General features: G+C 57.1%; 22 protein-coding genes. 5 read left to right on the top strand and 17 right to left on the bottom strand.

The features are described 5' to 3' along the window. Positions 1-15: 15 nt before the first annotated feature. The 3 genes from J0X03_RS13985 to J0X03_RS13995 are packed head-to-tail and all read left to right on the top strand — an operon-like array spanning position 16 to position 3,025. Complete coding sequence (locus tag J0X03_RS13985; protein WP_160204190.1) at positions 16-1,356, top strand: fimbrial protein; 1,341 nt, start codon at positions 16-18, stop codon at positions 1,354-1,356. Next, positions 1,356-2,108, top strand: coding sequence for a fimbrial biogenesis chaperone (locus J0X03_RS13990; RefSeq protein WP_227818413.1), 753 nt, complete (start codon positions 1,356-1,358; stop codon positions 2,106-2,108). Before J0X03_RS13985 ends, J0X03_RS13990 begins: the two co-directional genes overlap by 1 nt. Before the next feature lie 44 nt (positions 2,109-2,152). Further along, a complete protein-coding gene (locus J0X03_RS13995) occupies positions 2,153-3,025 on the top strand; it encodes a hypothetical protein (protein WP_160204189.1) in 873 nt (290 codons plus the stop codon). A 140-nt stretch (positions 3,026-3,165) separates the two neighbouring features. Here the strand turns inward: J0X03_RS13995 and hutU are convergent, their stop codons facing one another. The 7 genes from hutU to J0X03_RS14030 all read right to left on the bottom strand — a co-directional run bounded on the left by hutU (position 3,166) and on the right by J0X03_RS14030 (position 11,616). Continuing rightward, positions 3,166-4,860 (bottom strand): urocanate hydratase, encoded by a 1,695-nt coding sequence (gene hutU, locus J0X03_RS14000; protein WP_069100079.1) that lies wholly within the window; start codon positions 4,858-4,860, stop codon positions 3,166-3,168. 79 nt (positions 4,861-4,939) lie between these two features. Then, complete coding sequence (locus J0X03_RS14005; RefSeq protein ID WP_160204188.1) at positions 4,940-6,352, bottom strand: UbiD family decarboxylase; 1,413 nt, start codon at positions 6,350-6,352, stop codon at positions 4,940-4,942. Positions 6,353-6,364: 12 nt separating this feature from the next. Next, positions 6,365-7,597: an MFS transporter gene (locus J0X03_RS14010; RefSeq protein ID WP_046686884.1), complete on the bottom strand. Its 1,233-nt coding sequence runs from the start codon at positions 7,595-7,597 to the stop codon at positions 6,365-6,367. 17 nt (positions 7,598-7,614) lie between these two features. After that, positions 7,615-8,835: a phosphoribosylanthranilate isomerase gene (gene trpF / locus J0X03_RS14015; protein WP_129993158.1), complete on the bottom strand. Its 1,221-nt coding sequence runs from the start codon at positions 8,833-8,835 to the stop codon at positions 7,615-7,617. Continuing rightward, the gene (trpD, locus tag J0X03_RS14020) at positions 8,795-9,883 is read right to left on the bottom strand and encodes an anthranilate phosphoribosyltransferase (protein ID WP_083223794.1); all 1,089 of its coding nucleotides are present in this window, start codon (positions 9,881-9,883) and stop codon (positions 8,795-8,797) included. Before trpD ends, trpF begins: the two co-directional genes overlap by 41 nt. Further along, entirely contained in the window at positions 9,880-10,494 is a 615-nt protein-coding gene (locus tag J0X03_RS14025; protein ID WP_046686883.1) for a cysteine hydrolase family protein, read from the bottom strand. Before J0X03_RS14025 ends, trpD begins: the two co-directional genes overlap by 4 nt. 45 nt (positions 10,495-10,539) lie before the next feature. Beyond that, positions 10,540-11,616: an LLM class flavin-dependent oxidoreductase gene (locus J0X03_RS14030; protein WP_160204187.1), complete on the bottom strand. Its 1,077-nt coding sequence runs from the start codon at positions 11,614-11,616 to the stop codon at positions 10,540-10,542. 621 nt (positions 11,617-12,237) lie between these two features. On the opposite strand from J0X03_RS14030, the gene J0X03_RS14035 reads away from it, so the two are divergent. Continuing rightward, positions 12,238-12,654, top strand: a complete 417-nt coding sequence (locus J0X03_RS14035) for a hypothetical protein (protein ID WP_046686881.1) — start codon at positions 12,238-12,240, stop codon at positions 12,652-12,654. 43 nt (positions 12,655-12,697) lie between these two features. Here the strand turns inward: J0X03_RS14035 and J0X03_RS14040 are convergent, their stop codons facing one another. The 5 genes from J0X03_RS14040 to J0X03_RS14060 all read right to left on the bottom strand — a co-directional run bounded on the left by J0X03_RS14040 (position 12,698) and on the right by J0X03_RS14060 (position 15,179). Next, on the bottom strand, positions 12,698-13,291 hold the full coding sequence (locus J0X03_RS14040) for an ATP-dependent Clp protease proteolytic subunit (RefSeq protein ID WP_160204186.1): 594 nt from the start codon (positions 13,289-13,291) through the stop codon (positions 12,698-12,700). 45 nt (positions 13,292-13,336) lie between these two features. After that, positions 13,337-13,666: an SRPBCC family protein gene (locus J0X03_RS14045; protein ID WP_033652026.1), complete on the bottom strand. Its 330-nt coding sequence runs from the start codon at positions 13,664-13,666 to the stop codon at positions 13,337-13,339. Then, positions 13,663-13,977: an ArsR/SmtB family transcription factor gene (locus J0X03_RS14050; protein ID WP_033642736.1), complete on the bottom strand. Its 315-nt coding sequence runs from the start codon at positions 13,975-13,977 to the stop codon at positions 13,663-13,665. Before J0X03_RS14050 ends, J0X03_RS14045 begins: the two co-directional genes overlap by 4 nt. 110 nt (positions 13,978-14,087) lie before the next feature. Further along, entirely contained in the window at positions 14,088-14,513 is a 426-nt protein-coding gene (locus J0X03_RS14055; RefSeq protein WP_033642735.1) for a universal stress protein, read from the bottom strand. A 147-nt stretch (positions 14,514-14,660) separates the two neighbouring features. Beyond that, entirely contained in the window at positions 14,661-15,179 is a 519-nt protein-coding gene (locus tag J0X03_RS14060; RefSeq protein WP_033642734.1) for a hypothetical protein, read from the bottom strand. A gap of 236 nt (positions 15,180-15,415) precedes the next feature. On the opposite strand from J0X03_RS14060, the gene metQ reads away from it, so the two are divergent. Further along, positions 15,416-16,231, top strand: coding sequence for a methionine ABC transporter substrate-binding lipoprotein MetQ (gene metQ, locus J0X03_RS14065; protein ID WP_015377546.1), 816 nt, complete (start codon positions 15,416-15,418; stop codon positions 16,229-16,231). A gap of 46 nt (positions 16,232-16,277) precedes the next feature. Here metQ and J0X03_RS14070 read toward each other — a convergent pair whose 3' ends face one another. The 5 genes from J0X03_RS14070 to J0X03_RS14090 form a co-directional block, all read right to left on the bottom strand. Beyond that, the gene (locus J0X03_RS14070; RefSeq protein WP_160204185.1) at positions 16,278-17,042 is read right to left on the bottom strand and encodes an SDR family oxidoreductase; all 765 of its coding nucleotides are present in this window, start codon (positions 17,040-17,042) and stop codon (positions 16,278-16,280) included. A 137-nt stretch (positions 17,043-17,179) separates the two neighbouring features. Beyond that, positions 17,180-18,100 (bottom strand): sugar ABC transporter substrate-binding protein, encoded by a 921-nt coding sequence (locus tag J0X03_RS14075; protein ID WP_033642732.1) that lies wholly within the window; start codon positions 18,098-18,100, stop codon positions 17,180-17,182. Positions 18,101-18,165: 65 nt separating this feature from the next. Further along, positions 18,166-19,206: an ABC transporter permease gene (locus J0X03_RS14080; RefSeq protein ID WP_033652114.1), complete on the bottom strand. Its 1,041-nt coding sequence runs from the start codon at positions 19,204-19,206 to the stop codon at positions 18,166-18,168. 15 nt (positions 19,207-19,221) lie between these two features. Beyond that, on the bottom strand, positions 19,222-20,706 hold the full coding sequence (locus J0X03_RS14085; protein ID WP_033642731.1) for a sugar ABC transporter ATP-binding protein: 1,485 nt from the start codon (positions 20,704-20,706) through the stop codon (positions 19,222-19,224). Between the two features lie 75 nt (positions 20,707-20,781). Then, positions 20,782-21,711: a sugar ABC transporter substrate-binding protein gene (locus tag J0X03_RS14090; protein ID WP_160204184.1), complete on the bottom strand. Its 930-nt coding sequence runs from the start codon at positions 21,709-21,711 to the stop codon at positions 20,782-20,784. Positions 21,712-22,151 lie beyond the last annotated feature (440 nt).

Raw genomic sequence — 22,151 nt, forward strand, 5'->3', positions numbered from 1 at the left:
TTTTCAGGAGAGACGATGAAACGCATTCTTTACCCGATCGCCGCCCTGGCGCTGCTCGCCCTGTCGCTGTTCGGCGCGCCCGCCGCGCTGGCGCAATGCACCCGGGTTTCTCCCGCGATCGATTCCGGTTGCGATCCCTGCGGGGTGGGCACGGCGCTGGGCCGGGTCAATTTGACCAGCACTTACCTGCAGCCCGTCGGCACGCCGCTCGGCACCAGCGTGTTCGACTTCACCTCCGGCACGCGCTATCCCGATCCCAACAAGGTGTTGTATGAATGCGACGCCGGCGACGCGGGGCAGATCTATGAAGTCTTCGCCACCAACGGCGACGATCGCGTCGGCGGCTATTACGATCTGGGCGCCCAGGACGGCAACCCCAACTACTACGCCACCTACTTCCCCTACGTCGGCATCCGCCTGACCCATCTGGATTCCGGCAAGGTTTTTACCCGCTACTGGCAGTCGGCGCCAATTACCCGCTATGCCACCGTCGGCAGCAAAATTCAGATCCGGGTGAAAGACTTCAGCGCCATCCGTGCCGATCTGATCCGCATCAGCTCGCTGCCGGGCGCGGGCGCCAGCAACTACTGTGGCTACAGCGCCGGCAACCCGCTGGTGGGCATGGCCTCGACCACCGGCAATTCGAACTATACCTGCACGCAGCCGAACGGCTATGTCACCTTTCAGGGGCCCGGCATCGCCTCGGATCCTATCGGCAGCGACTCCACCACCAACTACGCCACCTGGGGCACCGGGCGCTGGAACGCGATGGGCATGGGCACCGCACCGATCTCCTCCTTGACCTATACCGCCACCTGCGTGGCGCGCAACGTCACGCCGCTGGTGATCCTGCCGACCATTTCCGTCAGCCAGCTGACCGCCGGGCAAACCTCGCAGGCGCAGTTCACCATCAATATCGAATGCGACAACGCCGCCGTGTCCGGCGTCAGCAGCAACAATACCGCCCTCGGCCTGCAGGTACCGTATGAAAGCTATGTCGCGGCGCAGCAGCTCGGGCTGGTCAGCGCCAACGGCGGCGTGAGCTACCTGCTCTCCAGCGGCTACGGCACCGACAGCAGCGTCGCCACCGGCGTGGGCATCGCACTCGCCAACGCCGGCAACGGCGCGCCGATGAACTTCGTCGGCTGGGCGCGTTGCAGCGCCGGGCAATGCCCGCAGGGCAACGACGCCGGCTGGTACCCGGTGCTCAACGGCGCCAGCGGCGGCGGCAGCACCGCGGCGGGGTTTACCCACTACACCACCCAGCTCACCGCCACGCTTGCCCGGCTGCCCGGGCAAACCGTCACCGCCGGCAAAGTGGACGCCAGGGCCTACGTCTGGGTTAAGGTGCAATAATGATGAGAAAGAAATATCTGACAATGGGATGCGCCCTGCTGCTGGCGCTGGCGGCCATGGGCGCGCAGGCAGGCATCATCGCCTCCGCCACCCGGGTGATTTTCCGCGAGGGTGACACGGAAAAAACCCTGATGTTGCTCAACACCAACGGCTATCCGATCGTGGCGCAAACCTGGGTCGATAACGGCGACGTCAATGCCGCCCCCGAACTGTCGCGCGCGCCGTTTGTCACCCTGCCCAGCGTATTCGCCCTGCCGCCTTCGGCGCTGAAAGGGCTGCGGATCCTGTTTGCCGGCGCGGCCCTGCCCACCGACAGGGAGTCGGTGTTCTGGCTTAACCTGTATGAGATCCCGCCCAGCCAGCCGACCACGCCGCCGCTGGCGTCGCGCGTGACGCTGGCGATGAACACGCAGATGAAAATCTTCTACCGCCCCAAAGCGCTAAAGGGAAACGCCGAAAACGCGGCCGAGGCCGTCTCGTTCTCGCTGCAAAAATCGCCGGGCGGCTATCTGCTGCGCTGCCACAACCGGTCGGCGTTTTATCTCTCCTTCGCCCGCATAAGCGTACACATAGGAAAACGTGATTACCCGGTGCGGCAAGAAAGCGACATGATGACCGCGCCGTTCAGCATGCGAGATTATCACCTCGACGGCGTTGCGGCGCCGACACTCCCTTCACAGATCACCGTTCAGGCCACCCTCATCAACGACCAGGGCCAACAGATCGTCAAGTCATACACAGCAAACCCATAACGATAAAAAGCAGCACATTTTTTAAGTACAGGAAATAGGGAAAAATGAGTCTAAGCAGATTCCAGCTACAGTTTCACCTGGAGAAACAGGCCAACAACATCAGGCAGTCACCGGGATTTCACGCCGCCATCGTCAAACACGGGGAGTTGTTGAAAGAGACCTACAAGAAGCATCCGCTGTTTTACAAAATCATCTTCAGGAACAGCCGGTTCATCATTTGTTCCACCATCCTGTCCATTTACTACCACCAGCCCGCCGCCGGGCTGAAAGACATCAAAGCCTTTTTTAAAGGAAAGAACATGATCAGCGAGAACTCCCTGGACTCCTTTCTGTTCTTTTTGCGGGTCGGCCGCCGGCTGGAGGTCAAACCCTGCGAACATGACAAACGCCAGTTGCGCTATAAGCCTACGCCGCACGCGCTGGCGGAAACCCAGGCACTGATCGCCTCCATGGCGCAGCCCTATCAGGCGCTGGCGCCACAGATGCCCATCGCGGCGCTGCTGGCGGCGCCCGACTTTCTGCCCACCTTTTTCGCCGCCTACGGGCAACTGATGCTCAAGGAGATCTACCTGATCGATCTGGTGCAGCAGTCCGGGCTGTTTATCAGCAAAGACGCAGGTCACATGGTGTTGTTGATGCTGTTTATCGAAAGTATCCGACAGGACTCCCCCTTTCTGCTGCTCTCCTCGGCGAAAATCGCCAAGTCGTGTTCTGTCTCTCGCGCTCACGTGAACCGCATTCTGCAGGCGGCGGAAAAATCCGGCCTGCTGACCACCACCAATAATGTGGTGATCGAACTCAACAGTTCGTTTTTCATCATGGCGGAGCGTTATTTCAGTCTCTATTTCGCGATGGTCGAATTCGGGCTTGAACACGTTTGGCAAAACTGGCAAGAAGGCCAGACAGCAAAACCGTAAGTTGACGCCAAGACTAAATCGTCACATGCCCAGAGGTGAAATACTCACAAGACAGGCAATACGGTGTAAAAATCATCCTATAGAGAAATAGCGGTTCTACCCGATAAGAACCGCTATAAAGCCTCAATATGCTCTTATTCTCAAAGCATCGGCAGTTTCAATCCAAACCTTTTCGCGGCAGCAACGGCTTGCTCATAGCCAGCATCGGCATGGCGCATCACGCCGGAACCGCAGTCGTTGACCAACACCCGAGCAAGCCGCCGGTCAGCCTCCTCACTGCCATCGCACACGATCACCATTCCCGAATGCTGCGAATATCCCATCCCCACACCGCCACCATGATGCAAACTCACCCAGGTAGCGCCGCCCGCAGTATTGAGCAATGCATTCAGCAACGGCCAATCGGAAACGGCATCGGTTCCATCCTTCATGCTTTCGGTTTCACGATTGGGGCTGGCGACAGAGCCAGTATCCAGATGATCTCGGCCGATAACAACCGGTGCGCTAAGCTCCCCTCTACGCACCATCTCGTTGAAAGCCAGGCCTGCCAGATGACGCTCGCCCAACCCCAACCAACAGATACGCGCCGGCAATCCCTGGAAAGCAATGCGCTCACGCGCCATATCCAGCCAACGATGGATATGCTGGTTTTCAGGAAACAGCGCTTTAACCTTGGCGTCCGTTTTGTAGATATCTTCCGGATCGCCAGATAACGCCACCCAGCGAAACGGCCCTTTGCCCTCGCAAAACAGGGGGCGAATATAAGCCGGTACGAAGCCAGGAAAATCGAAAGCATTTTCCACGCCCATATCGCGTGCGACCTGGCGAATATTGTTACCGTAATCAACAGCCGGCACACCCATGTCAACGAAATCAAGCATTGCCTGCACATGAATGGCGCAGCTAGCAGCTGCGGCGTCAGCCAACCTGGCATGCTGCCCCGGATCGCGTTGCGCTGCTTTCCACTGCGCCACGCTCCATCCCACCGGCAAATAACCGTGGATCAGGTCGTGCGCAGACGTCTGATCGGTAACCAGATCGGGTCGGATACCGCCTGCATGCGCGCGTTTAACCAGTTCAGGCAACACCTCTGCGGCATTGCCCAGCAGGCCTATAGAAACCGCCTGTCCGGCCGCCGTGTGCGCCTTGATCAAGGCGATAGCTTCATCCAGATCTTTTGCCTGTTTATCGAGATAGCGCGTACGCAAACGAAAATCCAGGCTACTCTGCTGACACTCTATATTCAACGAAACCGCGCCGGCCAATGTCGCCGCTAACGGCTGCGCCCCGCCCATCCCCCCCAGCCCGGCGGTGAGGATCCAGCGTCCGGTCAGATCCCCGCCATAGTGCTGGCGGCCTGCTTCGGCAAATGTTTCAAACGTACCCTGCACAATGCCCTGACTGCCGATGTAGATCCAACTACCGGCAGTCATCTGCCCGTACATGAACAATCCCTTGCGATCAAGCTCGCTGAAGTGTTCCCAATTGGCCCACTGTGGAACCAAATTAGAATTGGCGATTAACACTCGGGGAGCATCGGTATGGGTGCGGAATACACCAACCGGTTTTCCGGATTGAACCAACAGAGTTTCGTCTTCATTGAGCGCTTTAAGTGAGGCCAAAATCTGATCGTAACATTGCCAATTGCGCGCAGCGCGACCGATACCGCCATACACAACCAACCCTTGCGGGTTTTCGGCGACGTCGGGATCCAGATTATTTTGAATCATGCGATAGGCCGCCTCGGTCAGCCAATTTTTGCAGGTCAATTCGTTGCCCCTGGGAGCACAAATAGTCCGGGTGGAATCGAAACGAGGATCGAGAGTATTCGTCATGGTTTGTCTCCTTCAACATGACAGACATCATGGTTCGCCAGCCTGGTCAGGCAGGCTACAGAAAGGCGTACCGCTCACATTAAAACGCCCGTTGAAAACGCCGCCGAGAGCTAAAAGGAACCGTACAATCAACGACGCATTTATTGACGAGCCCATTCGCATCACTCCCGCCATAGAGCGGCAATTGCGAGGGATCAAGGGAAGTTCCGGGCAGCAAAGCGCTGACATGAATATCGCGTTCAAGTCGGGCGCGCGTACTCATAGCCCAGAGGACATCACGCTCCGAATAAGGGTCAACATCCTCATCCACCAGTAACACATTTTTGAGTGACGGCACCTCACCGAGCAATCTCTTGGCTGCGTCGATAACGCGCAGGTCATCACTGCAAGCGCGTTTAACGACTTGCAATACGGTAAGCAAGTGACCGCCGCCGGAAGGCAGAGCCGCGACGCGACAAAACAGCCTCTCAAGCCCCTCTGTTTTTAGTCGGGCGAGCAGCGAACACTCTTGGCCTAAACCAAGCAGAATGGATTGCTCCACACCAGGACCCGACAGCGTCTGATATATCGCCCCGGCGCGGTGGCTTACCGCCTGAACCTGCAGTGTTGTGGCCATACCACATGGCGAGCGATAACCGAGATACTCAGGTAAGGAAAAACCGGCCACCTCCGCTGTCTCCGGTTCTTTTTCCGCCCCCAACATCCCTTCTATAACGATCTCGGCATGGGCGATATATCGCCCCGTATTGGCGTGACATGGCGCAATCTCCACCGCATTGCCGCGCAGGGCCCCCGCAACGCATAACTCGTCGCTACCGTAAGAAAGACAAGGCCGAGTCAATGTCGAAGCCAGATAAATGGCCGGATCAAGCCCGATATTGACGGAAATCGGCAGTAGCTCTCCGCGCGCCAGATGTGTCGAAAGCATGTGTTGTAAGTGACCACGAGAGTCAATCGCCACCACCGCCGAATCCTCTTTGAAGGTAACTCGGTGGTAAGAACAATTCGCGGCTCCGGTTCGATTATCGTGCGCATAGATCAACCCCAACGTCACCGTCGGCCCAGGATCATCTTGCAGATAACGTAGGATCGGCAGCAAAGCCAGGATTTCAGCAGGCTTACGCACGTTGTGAAAGTTGCGTTCCTCCCCGCCCAGTAATCTGGGCGCTATCGGCCTATTCGCCGCCTGCAACAACAACTGAGCATTTGATATGTCTGCGGAGTAACGTCCGAAGGGATCCAAAAACAGCCTGCAACGACGGCGATTACCAAACATCCCCATCAAAACGGGAAACTCGCCCCGCGTTGGTCGTCGATAAAGCCGTAACGGTTGCTCATCGGCAAACCAGGAACCGCCAGGCTGGCGATAGGCATCGAGAAAATCTTCAATCATCTCCACCTCGGGAGAAATCGATCTCTCCACCGGGGTAATCTCATCCCCTGCTTGCCGCAACAACGCCAAGGCAGAGCGCAAGTCATTAGGCAATAGCATTTGACTCCTCCCTCATCCCATCCGGGAAGTACAGCGAGAAGCCAAGACGATCCCCAACGCAGACAGCAGCGCCGCCATGCCGGCCAACGCAATAGACAACGTGTAACTCTGATACAAATCATACAGCCAACCGGCGGCGCTGCCCCCGCCAACGGCGGCGATCCCCACGGCGATATACAATGCCCCCAGAATGGCGCCCAGATTGGCGGTGCCGAACCATGTACTGGCCACTGCCGGGTACAGCGCAATACAGCCGCCGTTGGCCGCGCCGAACAACAGCGCGAAAATCGCCAGCGCGGTAAAGCTGTGCGCCACACTCCAAAAACCGCATAACAGGGCCAAACTCAACGTGACGATAACCAAAAAACGCCGCGCGCCCAGACGGTCGCCTATTCGTCCCAAAACCAGACGGCCGCCGATATTGCCCACGCCGATCAAACCGATGAGCAGATTGGCTTGTGTTACATGCAGCCCCTGTTGCTGCGCATAAGGATTGATATGAACCAACGCCAGGAACAGTCCGATAGAGCCGAAAAATATCGCGATAAAAAACCACCAAAATTGAGCTCGGCCAGCGGCCTCTCGCAGCGTGACGCTACCGCTGAAGCCTGGACGCTGCATTGAGGTCACCTCAACGGGACGAAGCCCATCGGGATATTCGCCCACGTCCTCTGGCCGGCCTCGTAAAATGAAGGCGGCAGCCAACCCCAACACGGCGATAGCGACGGCATACACTTGCAGAGTGCTTTGCCAGGACAAATGTCGCATCAGCCCACCGGCCACCATCGGCCCCACCAGCGTTCCCAAGCCGGTGCCAGCCAGCGCCAGGCCGGAAGCCGAGCTGCGATGAACGACGAACCAGCGTTGAATGGTTGAAACAGCCGGCACGTAAACCAATCCGACGCCAACCCCTACCAACAGGCAAAACGTGAGCAAAAACGCCGTCAGTGACGACGCCAGCAGGCTACTGCCGAAGAATCCCAGCGAAAGCAGTAAAATACCAATGCCGGTTACCGTCCTTACCGAAGTACGATCGCTCCAGGCACCGGAAAATACCCCAACGGCATAGTAAATTAACGCCGTCAGCGAGAAGATTGAGGCGGTAGAAAAACGCCCTGCGTCAAAGTTCGTCTGTAATGCAGTAAAAAATGCCCCGAATGAGTAAGCAGCGCCAAAAATAACCGCCAGTAAAAGATGAACGGCACCGACCATGTACCAACCGCGGAATTTTCTTTCCTTGACCATCACAGCCTCCTTTTTATTTAATAATTAACGCCGACAACGACCGAATGCTCGCCGCTCACATCCACTTCAATAAGCGATTGCACCGAGATCCCCGTCGCCTCGAACACGCGCCTGGCTCCACCATAATTGCGTTTTTCCACCACACATAAGATGCCTGATACATCAGCCCCTGCTTTCCGCACTGCACAAACCAACCCCACCAATGTTCCGCCAGTGCTGATGAGATCGTCCACGATATAAACGTTATCGCCGGGCTCCACGCCGTTCAAAAAGAGGCTGCCGCCGGTATATTCGCAATCGAAATCAACCTGAACCTGTCCTTCAAGACCGGATGGGTACCAGCGGGCAATGCCGTATGACAGGCCTGAAAGCAGCGAAACGGCAGCCAATAAACCGCCTCCTTTGTCTTCCTCCCCCACCAGCTTGGTTCCCGGCGGAAATTGCGCCGCATCGCAGACTCGCCTGGCTGCTTCACGCAAGAGTTCAGCCGGGGTTGCCGGGATCTGTTCCGTCAGAGCATTCAACAAAAACCGCCGCCCCTGAATCTCCACCAAAGGCTGCCGATCAAAAGACGCCTTGAGGATGTCCTCTTGCCCACTCTCAGCCGGCGCCTGCACGCGAAGGCGATCGGCATAGGCGACAGCGTCAAAAAAGGTTTGGAGTCGCACAGGGTCCTTACGGCGCGCGGACCGAGAGACGCCAGAACAGACATCAATGGCCGTGGGGAAACAATGCTGAATCAGATGGCTGACATTGCCGGCATGCAGTCCACCCGCAACAATTACCGGCCGCGCAAATGTTTTGTTTTTCAACAAACTCCAATCGAATGGCTTTCCAGAACCGCCGCTCAGCCCCTCGACCTGTGTGTCCAATAGGTATGCACTAACCTGATAGTCGTTTATCCTGTCCAGAGCCAAAGTGCTTTCGAGATGGAAACTTTTAATGACCGGGACATCAAATGCCTGGCAATACTCATTCGTTTCGTCACCCTGAAGCTGAATCGCTGCCAGGCCGCAATAACATATAATGTTTTTCACCCATTCCCTGGGTTCATTGACAAACACACCGACCACCTGAGTAAAAGGCGGCAATCGTTCAATGATCGAACGGGCTTCGTCGGGCGAAACCTGACGTGGACTTTGTGAAAAAATGAACCCCAATGCATTGGCCCCCGCGTTTAATGCCGCCAGAGCATCCTCAAGGTGCGTGATGCCGCAGACTTTCACTCTCGTTCTCATTCATCGTCTCCTTGAATCGTTTAAGAACCTGATACGCCCGCCCGTTATCCAATACTTGCCGCACGAGTTTCGCCGCCTCGCCAAAGGAGCGCGTCTTGCCGGCCAACACCAGCGCCGTCGCGGCGCTCACTATAGTCGCGTTGCGATAGGTCCCCCGCTCGCCGTTAAGCACTGCCAGGCAGATTTTCGCGTTACGCTCCGCAGACCCCCCTCGCAGCGCCCGTAATTCACAGGCAGGGACCTCAAAATCATCCGGCTGCACGGAAAACCGACCTATACAGCCATCACTTACACACAGGACCTGGGTTTCTCCCAGGCAACTGACTTCATCCAAATCTCCGGCACCATGTACGATAAAAGCCGTCACCTTGCCCAACCTCACCAGCGCCTCAGCCATGGGATACAAAAGCGAAGCATGCGCAACGCCTATCAGTTGGTGCGTCACGTTAGCGGGATGAACCAACGGCCCACTCAGATTAAACAGGCTACGAACACCCAAAGCGCGCCGTACAGCAGTCAGCCGTTCAGGAAACGCATACCAAGACGAAGTAGAGAGAAACGCGAAGTTGCTCGTTGCCAACGATCGCCGCAGCCACGCTTCATCACCCTTGCGCGAAACATCAATGCCCAACGCCGACATCATGTCGCTGCTGCCGCTGACGCTGGTCACGCGACTATTGCCATGCTTGATCACTGGCACGCCAGCTGCGGCCACAACCAAGGCTGCCGTGGTGGAAATATTGAAGGTCCCGCTCCGGTCTCCTCCAGTACCACCGATATTCAACGTAAGCGGCAAACCGCTTACCAATGGCCGGCAACGTGCCGCTATTGCGTCAACCGCACCGGCGATCTCATCAGCGGACTCGCCCTTTTGTGCCATAGCGACGAGCAACGCGCCGATCTGCATATCATCCAATTGCTGTCCCAGCATGGCCTGGACCAGATCTCGGGTCTGTTCCCGGCTCAAGCTAAGCCGTTTTTCAACCAAGATTTGCAAGACGTTTCTGAATCGCTCTTCCAGCGGTTTTATCGACAGCGTTGCGTTCATGTTTCCTCCAATCCCACCCGCAAGAGATTCATAACCTCAGTCAAACTCTGAATACTGCCAAATACATAACCGATGTTCTCAAGCGCCGCCTCATGTCGCACTTGACGCGTCCCCGCGACGCACTCGCGCGGCACTATGACGCGATAATCTAATTGCATGGCGTCCTGAGCAGTCGCACGAACACAAACATCCGTGGCAACACCGGTCAGAACGACGGTATCTACTCCCATCCCACGCAGCAGAAGATCCAGGTCGGTGGCGAAGAACGCACTGTAACGGCGTTTGATTAATACCTGATCGCCAACCTGTGGAGATAAGTCTGCGATGATCTCAACGCCACGACTCCCTTCGAGGCAATGAAGTGTCTCGCCGTAGTCAAGCTCCCGGCCGAAGTCCACACGGTTGACGCGGTGACTTTCCTGGGTATAGATCACCGGGATGCCCGCACCGCGCGCAAAGCTCAACAAAACTTGAAGCGACGCGATAATCTCCCGCCCTCCTTCGCAAGGAACAGGACCATCTTCATCCAGAAAGTCGTATTGCATGTCGATCACCAAAACGGCAAATCGACGTGTCCGATTGGGGGGCTGAGTTGCTTTTTGACGTTGCATCTTTCTCTCCATGAATGACCGCACGGTGCCGATATTCGGTCTGGGTCAGGCGAAATACGTCGTGACGAGCTCTTGCAATGCGCGATGGCTTTCACGTACGGGTTTCAATTCATCCAAATGATCGAACCCCATGACATGCAACACACCGAATCCGCCAGACAGCGATTGCATTTCTTCTATGCGTTCACGTACCGTCTCCGGCGATCCAAGGAGCCAGCAATGCTTGGCGCAATACTCGACGGTGACTTCACTGTCGGGTACATCCGGGTGATGTTTGAACAAACCAAGCGCCTTGTTGCCGGCGATCATCGGCAAGTAATCCTCACGAAAGTAACGTCCCATTTCGCCTTCGACAGCAAGCCGCCATGCTTGCGCATCTGTGTCGGCGATCAGAATAGGACGACTGACACGCCATGTATCCCTGGCCGGAGGAACCCTTCCATTCAATGCGGCGCCCTCTTCAACAACTTGCCAATGGGTATGGAGATACTGCGGCGTAAAACAAAAGCTGATAGGGATCCAGCCATTACGACCGGCAATCTTTAACGTCGAGGATGAAGGTGAAAGGCCGGTCACGCCTACTGGCGGATGGGGTGATTGATAGGGCTTGAGGTGATAACCGGAGGTTTTATCCCACTGATCCGCCGGCCGACGCGCTGTCCAATACTTACCTTTAAATTCGAATGGCCCATCGCTATTCCAAAATCGCATCATGATCGCTATCGATTCTGCCGTCATCTCCCGATGCACACCCGACTTATGATCTATGTCGAACATGTCGAGATCCAACGTGGTACCGCTGGCGCCAATTCCCACCATTAATCGCCCCTTCGATATATGATCCAGCCAACAAATGCGATGAGCCAACTCGGCTGGATGATGAAACGGCAGCATAAAGGCGCCCGGCGCCAATTTTATGCGCTCAGTCTGCAAAATGGCTTGAGCGATGAGCAAATCTGGAGAAGGGCACGGTTCAGCCGGCATCGTATAATGCTCGCCAATCCAAGCCTCATCAGAACCGATTTTGTCCAAAAACCTCAAGGTATCAAGATCGTGGTAATGCCCATCGTGCAACGAGCGATAACGCGGATGTGCCGGCATTAAAAATGCGCCAAGTTTCATGTTCGATTATCTCCTTGAAGCGTAAAATCCCGATTAGCACGTGATATACGGCAAATTGACATTCAACCCATCAATTTCATTCAAATTAAAAATGAATTAATGCTTAGACATTATTAAGTCGTAAAATCAAACACCTGAAAAAGTTAACCACGAAAAGTTAAGATGATTATTGAACATTACTTTCCCCTTAAGTATATAGTTGTATAGACAAGGCAATGGCAACACGAAATTGCTTAATTTGTGATCAATAACAAATTCATAACAATTAGCCATGAAGAAAAAAAGACATTACTGGTTCAAAAAAAGAGGCAACGTGAAGTGTGCAAAAGTGAGACAAAAAATGGCTAACTTTACTGTTAAATAAAGAAAAAACAAACATCCCCGCGTGAATGATTGTGAGAAAGATGAAACATTTCTCCCAACTTGGTTTATTAACATAAGGAAACAACCAAATACAATAATTAGAATGACACGCATTTGTAGTTATATTCCAAGTGAATAATTAAACATAAATGCATTTTTAAATATGATGGATTATATTTTCATTTACGCTTTACCCATTTTATTGAGAAAGGTATATTTACCAAACATCAATATAATAAATATCTCTGGAGAAATATCTTGCAAAATAAACTCACCATCCTCGCGGGCATAGCCACCATTATCGGCACCCTCTTCGCTGGTTATTCTGCCTTTTCATCTTCAACGGAAACACGCAGTCAGTTCGTTAATGGCAGCGCGAATACGACGATTGGTAGTAATAGCGGAAATATCACCATCACTAACACACCGGGTGAAAAGGCGCCTCAGCTAGTGCTGAAGCGGCCGATGCCTTTAATTGCTCAACCCAATATGGGTAACTTGTTGGAACCCACCAAACATATTTGCCAGCTCATCGCCGGCACACAGGTCGCATTGACAGGTAAAAGCGCTGCAATGGACATCGGCAATGCGGAATGGAAAGAAATCTCCATCATTACCGGCGAATGTGCCGGTCAGCGTGGCTGGATCACCTCAACGGCGCTCACCTACCAATAATCGAGTGATATTGCCCCCTTCATTCCGCTATCGGAGCCGACACTCACCGCGCCCGCAATACCCGATCGATCAATCCCCAGTCCGCCGCTTCGTCGGCGGTCATAAAGCGATCGCGATCCAACACCCGCTCCACTTCCTCTTCGCTCAGGCCACAATGTTGGGCATACAGCCGGATCACCCGGTCTTTGGTGCGTTTCATTTCCTCTGCCTGGATCAGAATGTCGGACGCCTGCCCCTGAAAGCCGCCCAGCGGTTGGTGCACATGCAGACTGGCGTTGGGCAGCGCCATGCGGTGCCCCGGCTCACCGGCCATCAGCAGGAACGACCCCATCGAGCGCGCGGTGCCCATGCACAGCGTATGCACCGGGGCACGGATATACTGCATGGTGTCGTAAATCGCCAGCCCGCTGGTGATCGCCCCGCCCGGCGAGTTGATGTACAGGTGGACCGGTTTTTCCGGGTTTTCCGCTTCCAGAAACAGCAGCTGGGCGCACAGCATTTCGGCCACGTCATCGTTGACTTCGCCGTTGAGGAACACGATCCGATCACGCAGCAGGCGCGAGTAAATGTCAAAGGAACGTTCTCCCCGGCTGGTCTGCTCCACCACCATCGGGACGAGCATCATCTTCTCACGCATCGGTGAACTCCTGGGTTGGCAACAAAGAGAAAGGTGTTTAACGCGTCAGGCGGCGCGCATTACCGTCGTCGGGCCATCGTTGGCGGCGTCGAGCTGGTGGATAATCCGCAGCAGGCTGCCGCCGCCGGCGTCCGGCACGATCTGCAGGGTGACGACGCTTTCGAGAAACGGCGGTTGGTCGTCGCGCAGGCGATAGCTCACCGCTTCGCCCGGCGTGGCGGCCAACGGTTCTGCCTGCGCCAGATCTCCCGTCGGCAGCCACTGCTCGCGCAATTCGGGCACGCTGAGCGCTCGCCACACTTTTTCCGGCGGCGCATCAAGCGAATATTCCAACACCAGCCGTTCATGCGGCGGCGGCTCGGCCTGTTTGTTCATTGATCCATGTCCTTCAGCAAGGTTTGCAGCGCGTCGATGCGTGCCGGCCAGTAAGCACGGTACTTCGCCAGCCACTGCGCGATCTGCGCCAGCCCCTCCGGGTCGACCTGGTAATTGACGAAGCGCCCCTGTTTCGCCTCGCGCACCAGTCCGGCATTGCGCAGCACCGCCAGGTGTTGCGACATCGCCGACTGGCTGATGGTCAGCCCTTCGCGCAGCGCGCTGGCGTTCATGCTGCCGGCGGCGAGTTTGTCGAAGATGCAGCGGCGGGTCGGATCGGCCAACGCCTTGAAGATGTCATTTTCGTTCATACAAACACATTAGTATTCACTTATGTATTATGCAACCGAGCAAGGCATTTTTTGCTGCAAAAGAAACTCCGCGCCGCAGCGCGGAGTGAATGGACGAGGCATGATCGCGCTTATGAACGGATCGGGATCACCAGCACGTCGATATTCAACTGGTTGATGGCGTTGCGGGTGGAAGAAAACAGATTGCTCCACAGATCGTGGTGATGGCCGAACACCAGCAGATCGATGTCTTTATCCACGATCGCCGTGCGCAGTTCGTCAACGAAGCCGCCGCGCCCGATAATCACTTCCGCGATCGGGTAATTGACGTTTTGCGTGGTGGGTTCCAGCTCTTTGCGGATCTTCTCTTCGAACGGCACGCCGTCGTCGCTGCGCTCAGAAAAGCCGATCGCCGCGTGGTAGGTGTCGTAATGAACGTCCACATAGATCAGCGAGAGTTTGGCCTTCAGCGCTTCCGCCAGCAGCGCCCCCTTTTCGACCAGCCGTTTGCCGTCATCGCTCAGATCGGTGGCGATGACAATATGGTGGTAACACATAGCGCCTCCTGTCATGGACTCGGTAGAGCCGAGGCTCCGATATCACGCCGGGGTCATATCGTTATGGTTAATTTTAGTTCAGAAATGGCACTCGTGGCGGGAGGTGATGCGGTGGGAAAGCCCCGTTGCCGGGGCTGAAGGCAGAAATTACTTCTCGCGCTGCGCCTCAAACCAGACGTTGCACAACGACAGGATCAGCGTGTTGGCGTCTTTCACCAGCACGTTGTCGCCGGGCACCCCTTCGGTGCCTTGATCGGTGATGCCTTTGATAGCGATATCGGCATGCTGAATGGCCACGCGCTCGACCGACGGCGTGCTGATGCCCAGCATCGGGAAATCGATGTAGGAACTGCTGCCGGCGTTGTCCTCGACAAACTCCTGCGCCTCTACGGTGCTGACGGTAGCCCCCTCGCTTTTCAGCGCCGTGCCGTTCCAGCTGAACGCATCCGCTTTATAGCTGATCTTGCCGCCGATCAGGCTCTGCGCCTGCTGCTGATCCCAGCAGCCGGTGGTTTGGGTCGGCACGATTTTGCTGACGCGCCAGTTGCCCAGCAGCTGTTTAGGGATCGGCCCGGTATCGCTCTCCGCCGCCCGAACCTGAGTCGCCGAGACGCAGGCCAACACCACCAGCGGCAGCAGCGCCTTGCTCCAAGTGTTCAATCGCATTGTCTTTTCCTTCGTTTCAGTACCCAGTCTGCCCTCGCGGGCCAGCGGCTATCATAATAAGCCCGCCGATTCGCCGTCAAAGCAATCCGCATCGCGCCGGGCGGCGGCTACTCATAGCCAATCGCTATTAGTCATAGTGAATCAGTATTTTGTTTTAGCTCAGCGATTACCTACAGTCACTGCCACTATTCTGCCCACCTAAATTAGCAGGCAATGTTGACAAGGACCCTGGGGAAATGACATTTACGCTGAAAAACCTCACGCTGGCGCTGGCCGCCGCCGGCACGCTGTTGCTGACCGCCTGCGGCCCGACCGCACAGGACGATCACCACATCAAGGTCGGCATCAGCGCCGGCATCGATCAGTCGCTGTGGGCGGTGGTGCAGAAAGTGGCCAAGCAGAAATACGATCTGGACGTGGAGGTGGTGACCTTCAACGATTACGTGCTGCCGAACGAAGCGCTGAACAACGGCGATCTGGACGTCAACGCCTTCCAACACAAGCCGTATCTGGACAAACAGATGCAGGAGCGCGGCTACAAACTGGCGGCAGTAGGCAACACCTTCGTCTACCCGATCGCCGGCTATTCGAAGAAAATCACCGCGCTCAGCCAACTGCCGGACGGCGCGCAGGTGGCAGTGCCGAACGATCCGACCAACCTGGGCCGCTCGCTGCTGCTGTTGCAAAAACAGGGGCTGATTACGCTGAAAGACGGCGTCGGCCTGCTGCCGACCGCGCTGGACATCGTCAGCAACCCGAAAAAGCTGAAAATCGTCGAGATTGAAGCGCCGCAGCTGCCGCGCGCGCTGGACGACCAGCAGGTGACGCTGGCGATCATCAACACCAACTATTCCAGCCAGATCGGTCTGTCGCCGGCGAAGGACGGGCTGTTTGTCGAGGACAAAAACTCGCCTTACGTCAACATCTTCGCCAGCCGCATCGACAACAAAGACAGCGAGAAAGTGAAGGATCTGGTCAAGGCCTATCAGACCGATGAAGTGGCGGCCAGCGCCGCCGAAATCTACAAGGGCGACGCCGTCAAAGGCTGGTAACGCCGCGCGTAGGGCCCGTGGCGCCTGGCCACGGGCGATGACAGCCTCAGCCGCGCTGGATGGAAACGCCGCCGTCCACCAGCATTGCGGTGCCGGTGACGAACGAGGAAGCGTCAGACGCCAAATACAGCGCCGCCTGCGCGATCTCCTCCGGCATCGCCAACCGCTTCAGCGCGTGCAGCTGGGCCACCTGCGCCAATGCTTCCGGGGTATTGCTCATCTGCCGCCCCATCGCCGTGTCGGTGCCCCCCGGCAGCAGCGCGTTCACCCGAATGCCGTGTCCGCCAAACTCCACCGCCAGCGCCTGCGTCAGGCCGATCAGCCCCGATTTGCTGGCCGCATAGGCCGCCGTATCGGGAAACGCCGCGGTGTGGCCGACGAACGTGGAGGTGAAGATCACCGAGCCCGCGCCGCGCGCCTGCATGGCGGGGATTTGATATTTGGCGCTGTAGTAAGCGCTGGACAGGTTGGTTTCCAGCACGTCGCGCCATTCTGACGCGCTGAGCGCCAGCGACGGCCCCAGCGGCCCCAACGTGCCGGCGTTGTTGAAGGCGATATCCAGCCCGCCGAATTCATCGACGGCCGTCGCCGTCAACCGTTCGGCGAAGGCTTCATCGCGCACGTCACCGGCTACCGCCAACGCCCGGCCGCCCTCGCGCCGAATGTCCCCCACCAGTTCAGCCAGTAGCCGCTCGCGCCGGGCGCCCAGCACCAGCGTCGCCCCCTGCCGGGCGAACAACAGCGCCGCCGCCCGCCCGATCCCCGAACTGGCGCCGCCAATCACCGCCACCTTACCGTTCAATGCGTTCATCTCTTATCCTCACACCGTAAAAGAGCCTCAGTGTGACGCAACATCCGGCGCAGCGCTGGCCGCAAGCGGACATGCAATTGGCGCAATGAAAAAGGCGCTGCAAGCAGCGCCCCGGCAACGCGGATCCGACGGCGAACTCACGGTTTGGCCGCGTATTTCTCCTGATTGGCCGGCGTCACCAACTCGAACGGGATCCAGTAATACGGCTCAAGCTTTTCGCCGTTGATCATGCGCTGCGCCACATCGACCGACGCCTTGCCCTGGCCGACCGCATCCTGGAACACCGTGACCTGCATCTTGCCGGAGGCCAGCGCCTTGAGGCCGTCGGGCGTGGCGTCGATGCCGCCGATCAGCACGTTCTTGTCCGCTTTGCCGGCCTGCTGCAGCGCCATGATCGCGCCGATCGCCATCTCGTCATTGTTGGCGGCGACGATGTCGATCGTTTCGCCGTTGGTCAGCCAGTTCATCATCAGGTCCATACCTTCACTGCGTGAATAGTTGGCGCTCTGTTTCTGCACCACCTTCATCTTCGGGTATTTGGCCACCACCTGCTCCACGTCTTTGGTGCGCTGCAGCGCGCCGGCGTCGGTCAGGTTGCCGATCATCACCGCCACATTGCCCTGATAGTTAGCCAGCCGCGCCAGTTCTTCCATCTGCAACGTGCCGGACTCCCGCTCGTCGGAGCCGACGAACACCACCCCCTGCGGCAGCCTGGCGTCGCCCGGCGTGCGGTTCACGTACACCAGCGGCACGCCGGCGGCCTGCACCATTTTGGTCATCACCGGCGTGCTGGCCGAGTTGACCGGATCGACGATAATCGCGTCCACCCCGGCGCTGATAAAGCTCTGCACCTGATCGGTCTGGCGGCCGACGTCGCCGCGCGCGTCCTCAAACTGCACGGTAATGCCGCGCGCTTTGGCCTCCTTGTCGATCGCCTGGCGGATAATGGTGAGGAAGTTCTGGTCGAAATAGGCCATCGATACGCCGATGGTTTGCGCCCATGCCGGCGCGGAAGCGCACAGCGCCGCCGCCAGCCACAGCCCTTTCAGAAAGTTCATGATGTGTCCCCCCGGGTAAAAAAACGCCGCCGGCCAACCTTGGCGCCGGCGGCAATTCACGGCAATCAGTGTTTTTTGCGGTTGCGACGCATGTCGATCGACACGGCGGCGACGATAATCACGCCTTTGATGATGTCCTGAATGTAAGAATCGACGCCGATAAAGGTGAAGCCGCTTTTGATAAGGCCGAGGATCACCGCGCCGATCAGCGTGCCGGTAATGCGCCCGACGCCGCCCATCAGGCTGCTGCCGCCGATCACCGCCGCGGCGATGGCGTCCAGCTCATAGGACATGCCCATGCTCGACTGGCCGCTGCTGACGCGCGCCGCCAGCACCACACCCGCCAGCCCCGCCAACCCGCCGGCGATGGTGTAAACCGTCACCAGGTACTTATTGACGTTGATGCCGGAAACCCGCGCCGAGGTCATGTTGCCGCCGATGGCGTAGATGTATTTGCCATAACGGGTGTGCTTCAGCGCGATGTGGAAGATCACCGCGATCACCAGGAAGATGATCACCGGCATTGCGCCCTGGCCGATCGCCGTGAAGCCATCCGACAGGAAGCTGACCGGGTTACCCTTGGTGTAGTACTGCGCCAGACCGCGCGCCGATACCATCATCCCCAGCGTGGCGATGAACGGCGGAATGCCGGTGCGGGTGATCAGGAAGCCGTTGATAAAGCCGCAGACGATGCCCACCCCGATCCCCGCGCCGATCGGGATCGCCGCCGGCAGATCGAGCAGCCCCGGATACATCGGCGAAATGCTGTCCGAGGTCTGCGCCAGGCTGGCCGCCACCACCGCGGTCAACGCAATCAGCGAACCGGATGAGAGATCGATGCCGGTGGTGATGATGACCTGGGTGACGCCCACCGCGATGATGCCGATGATCGCCACCTGCAGCACGATCAGCAGAAGGCGGTTCGGGTTAAGCAGGAACGACTGATCGCGCATGTACCAGCCAAGGATTTCGAAGATCAGCGCAATGCCGAGCATCACGATGAAAATACCGGTGTCTTTCGGCATTTTGCCGCTCAGCCCGGAGAACAGCGATCCCTTGCCCGTTGAATCGGCGGAGAGCGGCTTCTCAATCTTTACGTTACTCATGATGTTCACCCTTCGTTATTCTGAGGCCAGCGCCAGGATCTTTTCCTGGTCCGCGTCGTCTTTGTCCAAAATGCCGGTGATGCGGCCGCCGTGCATCACCATCACCCGATCGCTCATGCCGAGGATCTCCGGCAGCTCCGAAGACACCAGAATGATGGCGACGCCGCGGTTGGCCAGCTCGCTGATCAGGCGGTAGATTTCCGCTTTGGCTCCCACGTCGATGCCGCGCGTCGGTTCGTCGAGGATCAGGATTTTCGGCTGCGCCAGCAGCCAGCGCGCGATCAGCACCTTCTGCTGGTTGCCGCCGCTGAGGTTATTGATGATCTGATCCATGGTCGGCGTTTTGATGTTGAGCTTCTTGATCTGCGCCATGCAGTCTTTGGCCATCTGCACATGGCTGACGAAGCCGTTCTTGCCGATGTATTCCGACAGGTTGACGATGCTCATGTTTTCGACCACCGACAGCACCAGAAACAGGCCGGACTTCTTGCGATCTTCGGTGAGAAACGCCAGCCCGCTCTCGATCGCCTTCGCCGGGGAATCCACCTTCACCGCCTGGCCTTCGATAAAGATCTCGCCGCCGTCCGCCGGGTGCATGCCGAACAGGCTTTCCATCACTTCGCTGCGTCCGGCGCCCACCAGCCCGGCGACGCCGAGGATCTCGCCGCGTTTGACGCTGAACGAGACGTCGTGGAACCAGCCGCTGCGGCGCAACCCGGCCACCCGCAGCACTTCCTCGCCGATGTTGTTGTTGAATTTGGGGAACATCTGCGTCAGCTCACGCCCCACCATCATGGTGATCAGCGACTGTTTGGTCAGATTTTCGGTTTTGTCGCAGGCGATGAAGGTGCCGTCGCGGAAAATGCTCACTTCGTCGGTGATGGCGAAGATTTCGTCCATCTTGTGGCTGATGTAAATGATGCCCTTGCCCTGCTCGCGCAGCTCGCGAATGATGGCGAACAGGTGCACCACTTCACCTTCGGTCAGCGCCGAGGTCGGCTCATCCATGATCAGCACGTCGGCGTTGTAGGATACGGCCTTGGCGATCTCCACCATCTGCTGGCTGGCGATGCTCAGTTCGCCCACCAGCGTTTCCGGCCGCAGTTTGATGTTCAGCCGCGCCAGCAGCTCGCGGGTTTGTTCATTCAGCTGTTCGTGGTTGACGAACCCCAGCCGCGCCGGCTCACGCCCCAGCCAGATGTTTTCCGCCACCGTCATGTAGGGCACCAGGTTCAGCTCCTGGTGAATCATGGAAATGCCCGAATGCAGCGCCTGCAGCGTGTCGCTGAAGGTCACCGGCCGGCCTTTGATTTTGATCGAGCCCTCATCCGGGTGATAGATGCCGATCAGGCATTTCATCAGCGTCGACTTGCCCGCGCCGTTTTCGCCCATCAGCGCATGCACGCTGCCGGGTTTGATTTTAATCGAGACCTTATCCAGCGCTTTGACGCCGGGGAACTGCTTGCTGATGCCTTCGGCCTCAAGAACATAAGGGTACATACCGCTTACCTCCGCACTGACCCACGTTTTCTGCCGCAGGCGCTCAGGTGGAGCGCCTGCGGCAGGCTTCAAGGCTTATTTTTTGTTTTTATCGGCGAATTGCTGGTAATTGGCCTGGGTGATCAACTGATAAGGGATCAGCACGTTGCTCTCCACCTTCTCGCCTTTCACCAACTGAACGGCGGTTTGCACCGCGCCTTCGCCCTGGCCTTTGGCGTCCTGGAACACGCTCAGCGCCAGATCGCCTTTTCTGATGAATTCCAGCGCATCGGGCGTGCCATCCACGCCGGCCACCCGCACGCCGGACTTTTTAGCCTGCTTGAGCGCCAGGATGGCGCCGATGGCCATTTCATCGTTGTTGGAGGCGATGGCGTCGATCTGCTGGCCGGTCAGCACCCAGCCAGTGGTGATATCCACCGCATCTTTACGCGTCCACTTGGCGGTTTGCTTATCGACAATCTTGATGCCGGGATAGTTGGCCGCCACCTCTTCCACGCCGCGGGTGCGGTCGCGGGTCGATTCATTCGACAATTCCCCCATCAGGATCATCACGTTGCCCTTGCCGTTCATCAGCTTGGCCAACGCTTCCATCTGCAGTTTGCCGGCCAGCTTGGAATCGGAGCCGACGTAGGCCATGCCGGCCGGGAGCGTCACTTCCGGCTTGCGGTTGACGAACACCAGCGGGATTTTGGCGTTCTCGGCCAATTTGATCATCGGCTTGACGCCCTGAGTATCCACCGGGTTGAGGATGATGGCGTCGACGCCCTGGCTGACGAAGTTTTCGATTTGTTGAATTTGCTGCGCGATGTCGCCCTTGGCGTCTTCGAACTGGCCGCTGACGTTGCCGTCAGCTTTCATTTTGTTTTGCATCGACTGGCGCAGAATAGTGAGGAAGTTGTCATCGAAGTAAGCCATGGAAACGCCGATCTTGATGTCTTTCGCCAACACGCTGGCCGGCAGCATGCACATCAGTACGGAGGCGGCGATCAGTTTCTTCAGCTTCATGTTCGTTACCCTTTAATCGTTAGAATGAAGTGGTCTGTTGATTGACAGCTAATGAAAGATATTTTTTACATTCAAACAACATTACGGTCGGTGTTATCCCTTTGATACGGCGAAATTACCGCGTTATCCCCGTATTAAGGCCGTGAACAAAATGGTGATCGACATCTCAAAACAGATTAAAAACAATCAATTGAAATAAACCCCTGGCAGAGCAAGCCGCGTCTTCGCCGCTTTTTTAAATGTTTATTTCATAATTGAGATTATTGAAACTTTTTAACCCAAACAAGCGAAACATGCGTTTTGGAATGGCTTATTAACAAAAACATGACACGGATCTAACAAATGCAGTGAAAGCCATCGGGTAACGCGCCCCGCGCGTGCGCCACGCCGGGCGTCGGCAAAAACTGCGAGCGGGCGCGCAGTTTGCGGTTTCCGCGTTT

This window comes from Serratia ureilytica, assembly GCF_017309605.1.
Classification (GTDB): Bacteria; Pseudomonadota; Gammaproteobacteria; order Enterobacterales; family Enterobacteriaceae; genus Serratia; species Serratia ureilytica.

What these genes read in the sequence shown, in the direction of transcription:
- metQ (WP_015377546.1), top strand. Translation starts at nt 15,416, where the DNA reads ATGACATTTACGCTGAAAAACCTCACGCTGGCGCTGGCCGCCGCCGGC.
- J0X03_RS14090 (WP_160204184.1), bottom strand. Translation starts at nt 21,711, where the DNA reads ATGAAGCTGAAGAAACTGATCGCCGCCTCCGTACTGATGTGCATGCTG.
- J0X03_RS14055 (WP_033642735.1), bottom strand. Translation starts at nt 14,513, where the DNA reads ATGTGTTACCACCATATTGTCATCGCCACCGATCTGAGCGATGACGGC.
- J0X03_RS14060 (WP_033642734.1), bottom strand. Translation starts at nt 15,179, where the DNA reads ATGCGATTGAACACTTGGAGCAAGGCGCTGCTGCCGCTGGTGGTGTTG.
- trpF (WP_129993158.1), bottom strand. Translation starts at nt 8,835, where the DNA reads ATGAGAACGAGAGTGAAAGTCTGCGGCATCACGCACCTTGAGGATGCT.
- J0X03_RS14050 (WP_033642736.1), bottom strand. Translation starts at nt 13,977, where the DNA reads ATGAACGAAAATGACATCTTCAAGGCGTTGGCCGATCCGACCCGCCGC.
- J0X03_RS14080 (WP_033652114.1), bottom strand. Translation starts at nt 19,206, where the DNA reads ATGAGTAACGTAAAGATTGAGAAGCCGCTCTCCGCCGATTCAACGGGC.
- J0X03_RS14075 (WP_033642732.1), bottom strand. Translation starts at nt 18,100, where the DNA reads ATGAACTTTCTGAAAGGGCTGTGGCTGGCGGCGGCGCTGTGCGCTTCC.
- J0X03_RS14030 (WP_160204187.1), bottom strand. Translation starts at nt 11,616, where the DNA reads ATGAAACTTGGCGCATTTTTAATGCCGGCACATCCGCGTTATCGCTCG.
- J0X03_RS14085 (WP_033642731.1), bottom strand. Translation starts at nt 20,706, where the DNA reads ATGTACCCTTATGTTCTTGAGGCCGAAGGCATCAGCAAGCAGTTCCCC.
- J0X03_RS14040 (WP_160204186.1), bottom strand. Translation starts at nt 13,291, where the DNA reads ATGCGTGAGAAGATGATGCTCGTCCCGATGGTGGTGGAGCAGACCAGC.
- J0X03_RS13985 (WP_160204190.1), top strand. Translation starts at nt 16, where the DNA reads ATGAAACGCATTCTTTACCCGATCGCCGCCCTGGCGCTGCTCGCCCTG.
- J0X03_RS14025 (WP_046686883.1), bottom strand. Translation starts at nt 10,494, where the DNA reads ATGCAACGTCAAAAAGCAACTCAGCCCCCCAATCGGACACGTCGATTT.
- J0X03_RS14070 (WP_160204185.1), bottom strand. Translation starts at nt 17,042, where the DNA reads ATGAACGCATTGAACGGTAAGGTGGCGGTGATTGGCGGCGCCAGTTCG.
- trpD (WP_083223794.1), bottom strand. Translation starts at nt 9,883, where the DNA reads ATGAACGCAACGCTGTCGATAAAACCGCTGGAAGAGCGATTCAGAAAC.
- J0X03_RS13990 (WP_227818413.1), top strand. Translation starts at nt 1,356, where the DNA reads ATGATGAGAAAGAAATATCTGACAATGGGATGCGCCCTGCTGCTGGCG.
- hutU (WP_069100079.1), bottom strand. Translation starts at nt 4,860, where the DNA reads ATGACGAATACTCTCGATCCTCGTTTCGATTCCACCCGGACTATTTGT.
- J0X03_RS14010 (WP_046686884.1), bottom strand. Translation starts at nt 7,597, where the DNA reads ATGGTCAAGGAAAGAAAATTCCGCGGTTGGTACATGGTCGGTGCCGTT.
- J0X03_RS14005 (WP_160204188.1), bottom strand. Translation starts at nt 6,352, where the DNA reads ATGCTATTGCCTAATGACTTGCGCTCTGCCTTGGCGTTGTTGCGGCAA.
- J0X03_RS14045 (WP_033652026.1), bottom strand. Translation starts at nt 13,666, where the DNA reads ATGAACAAACAGGCCGAGCCGCCGCCGCATGAACGGCTGGTGTTGGAA.
- J0X03_RS13995 (WP_160204189.1), top strand. Translation starts at nt 2,153, where the DNA reads ATGAGTCTAAGCAGATTCCAGCTACAGTTTCACCTGGAGAAACAGGCC.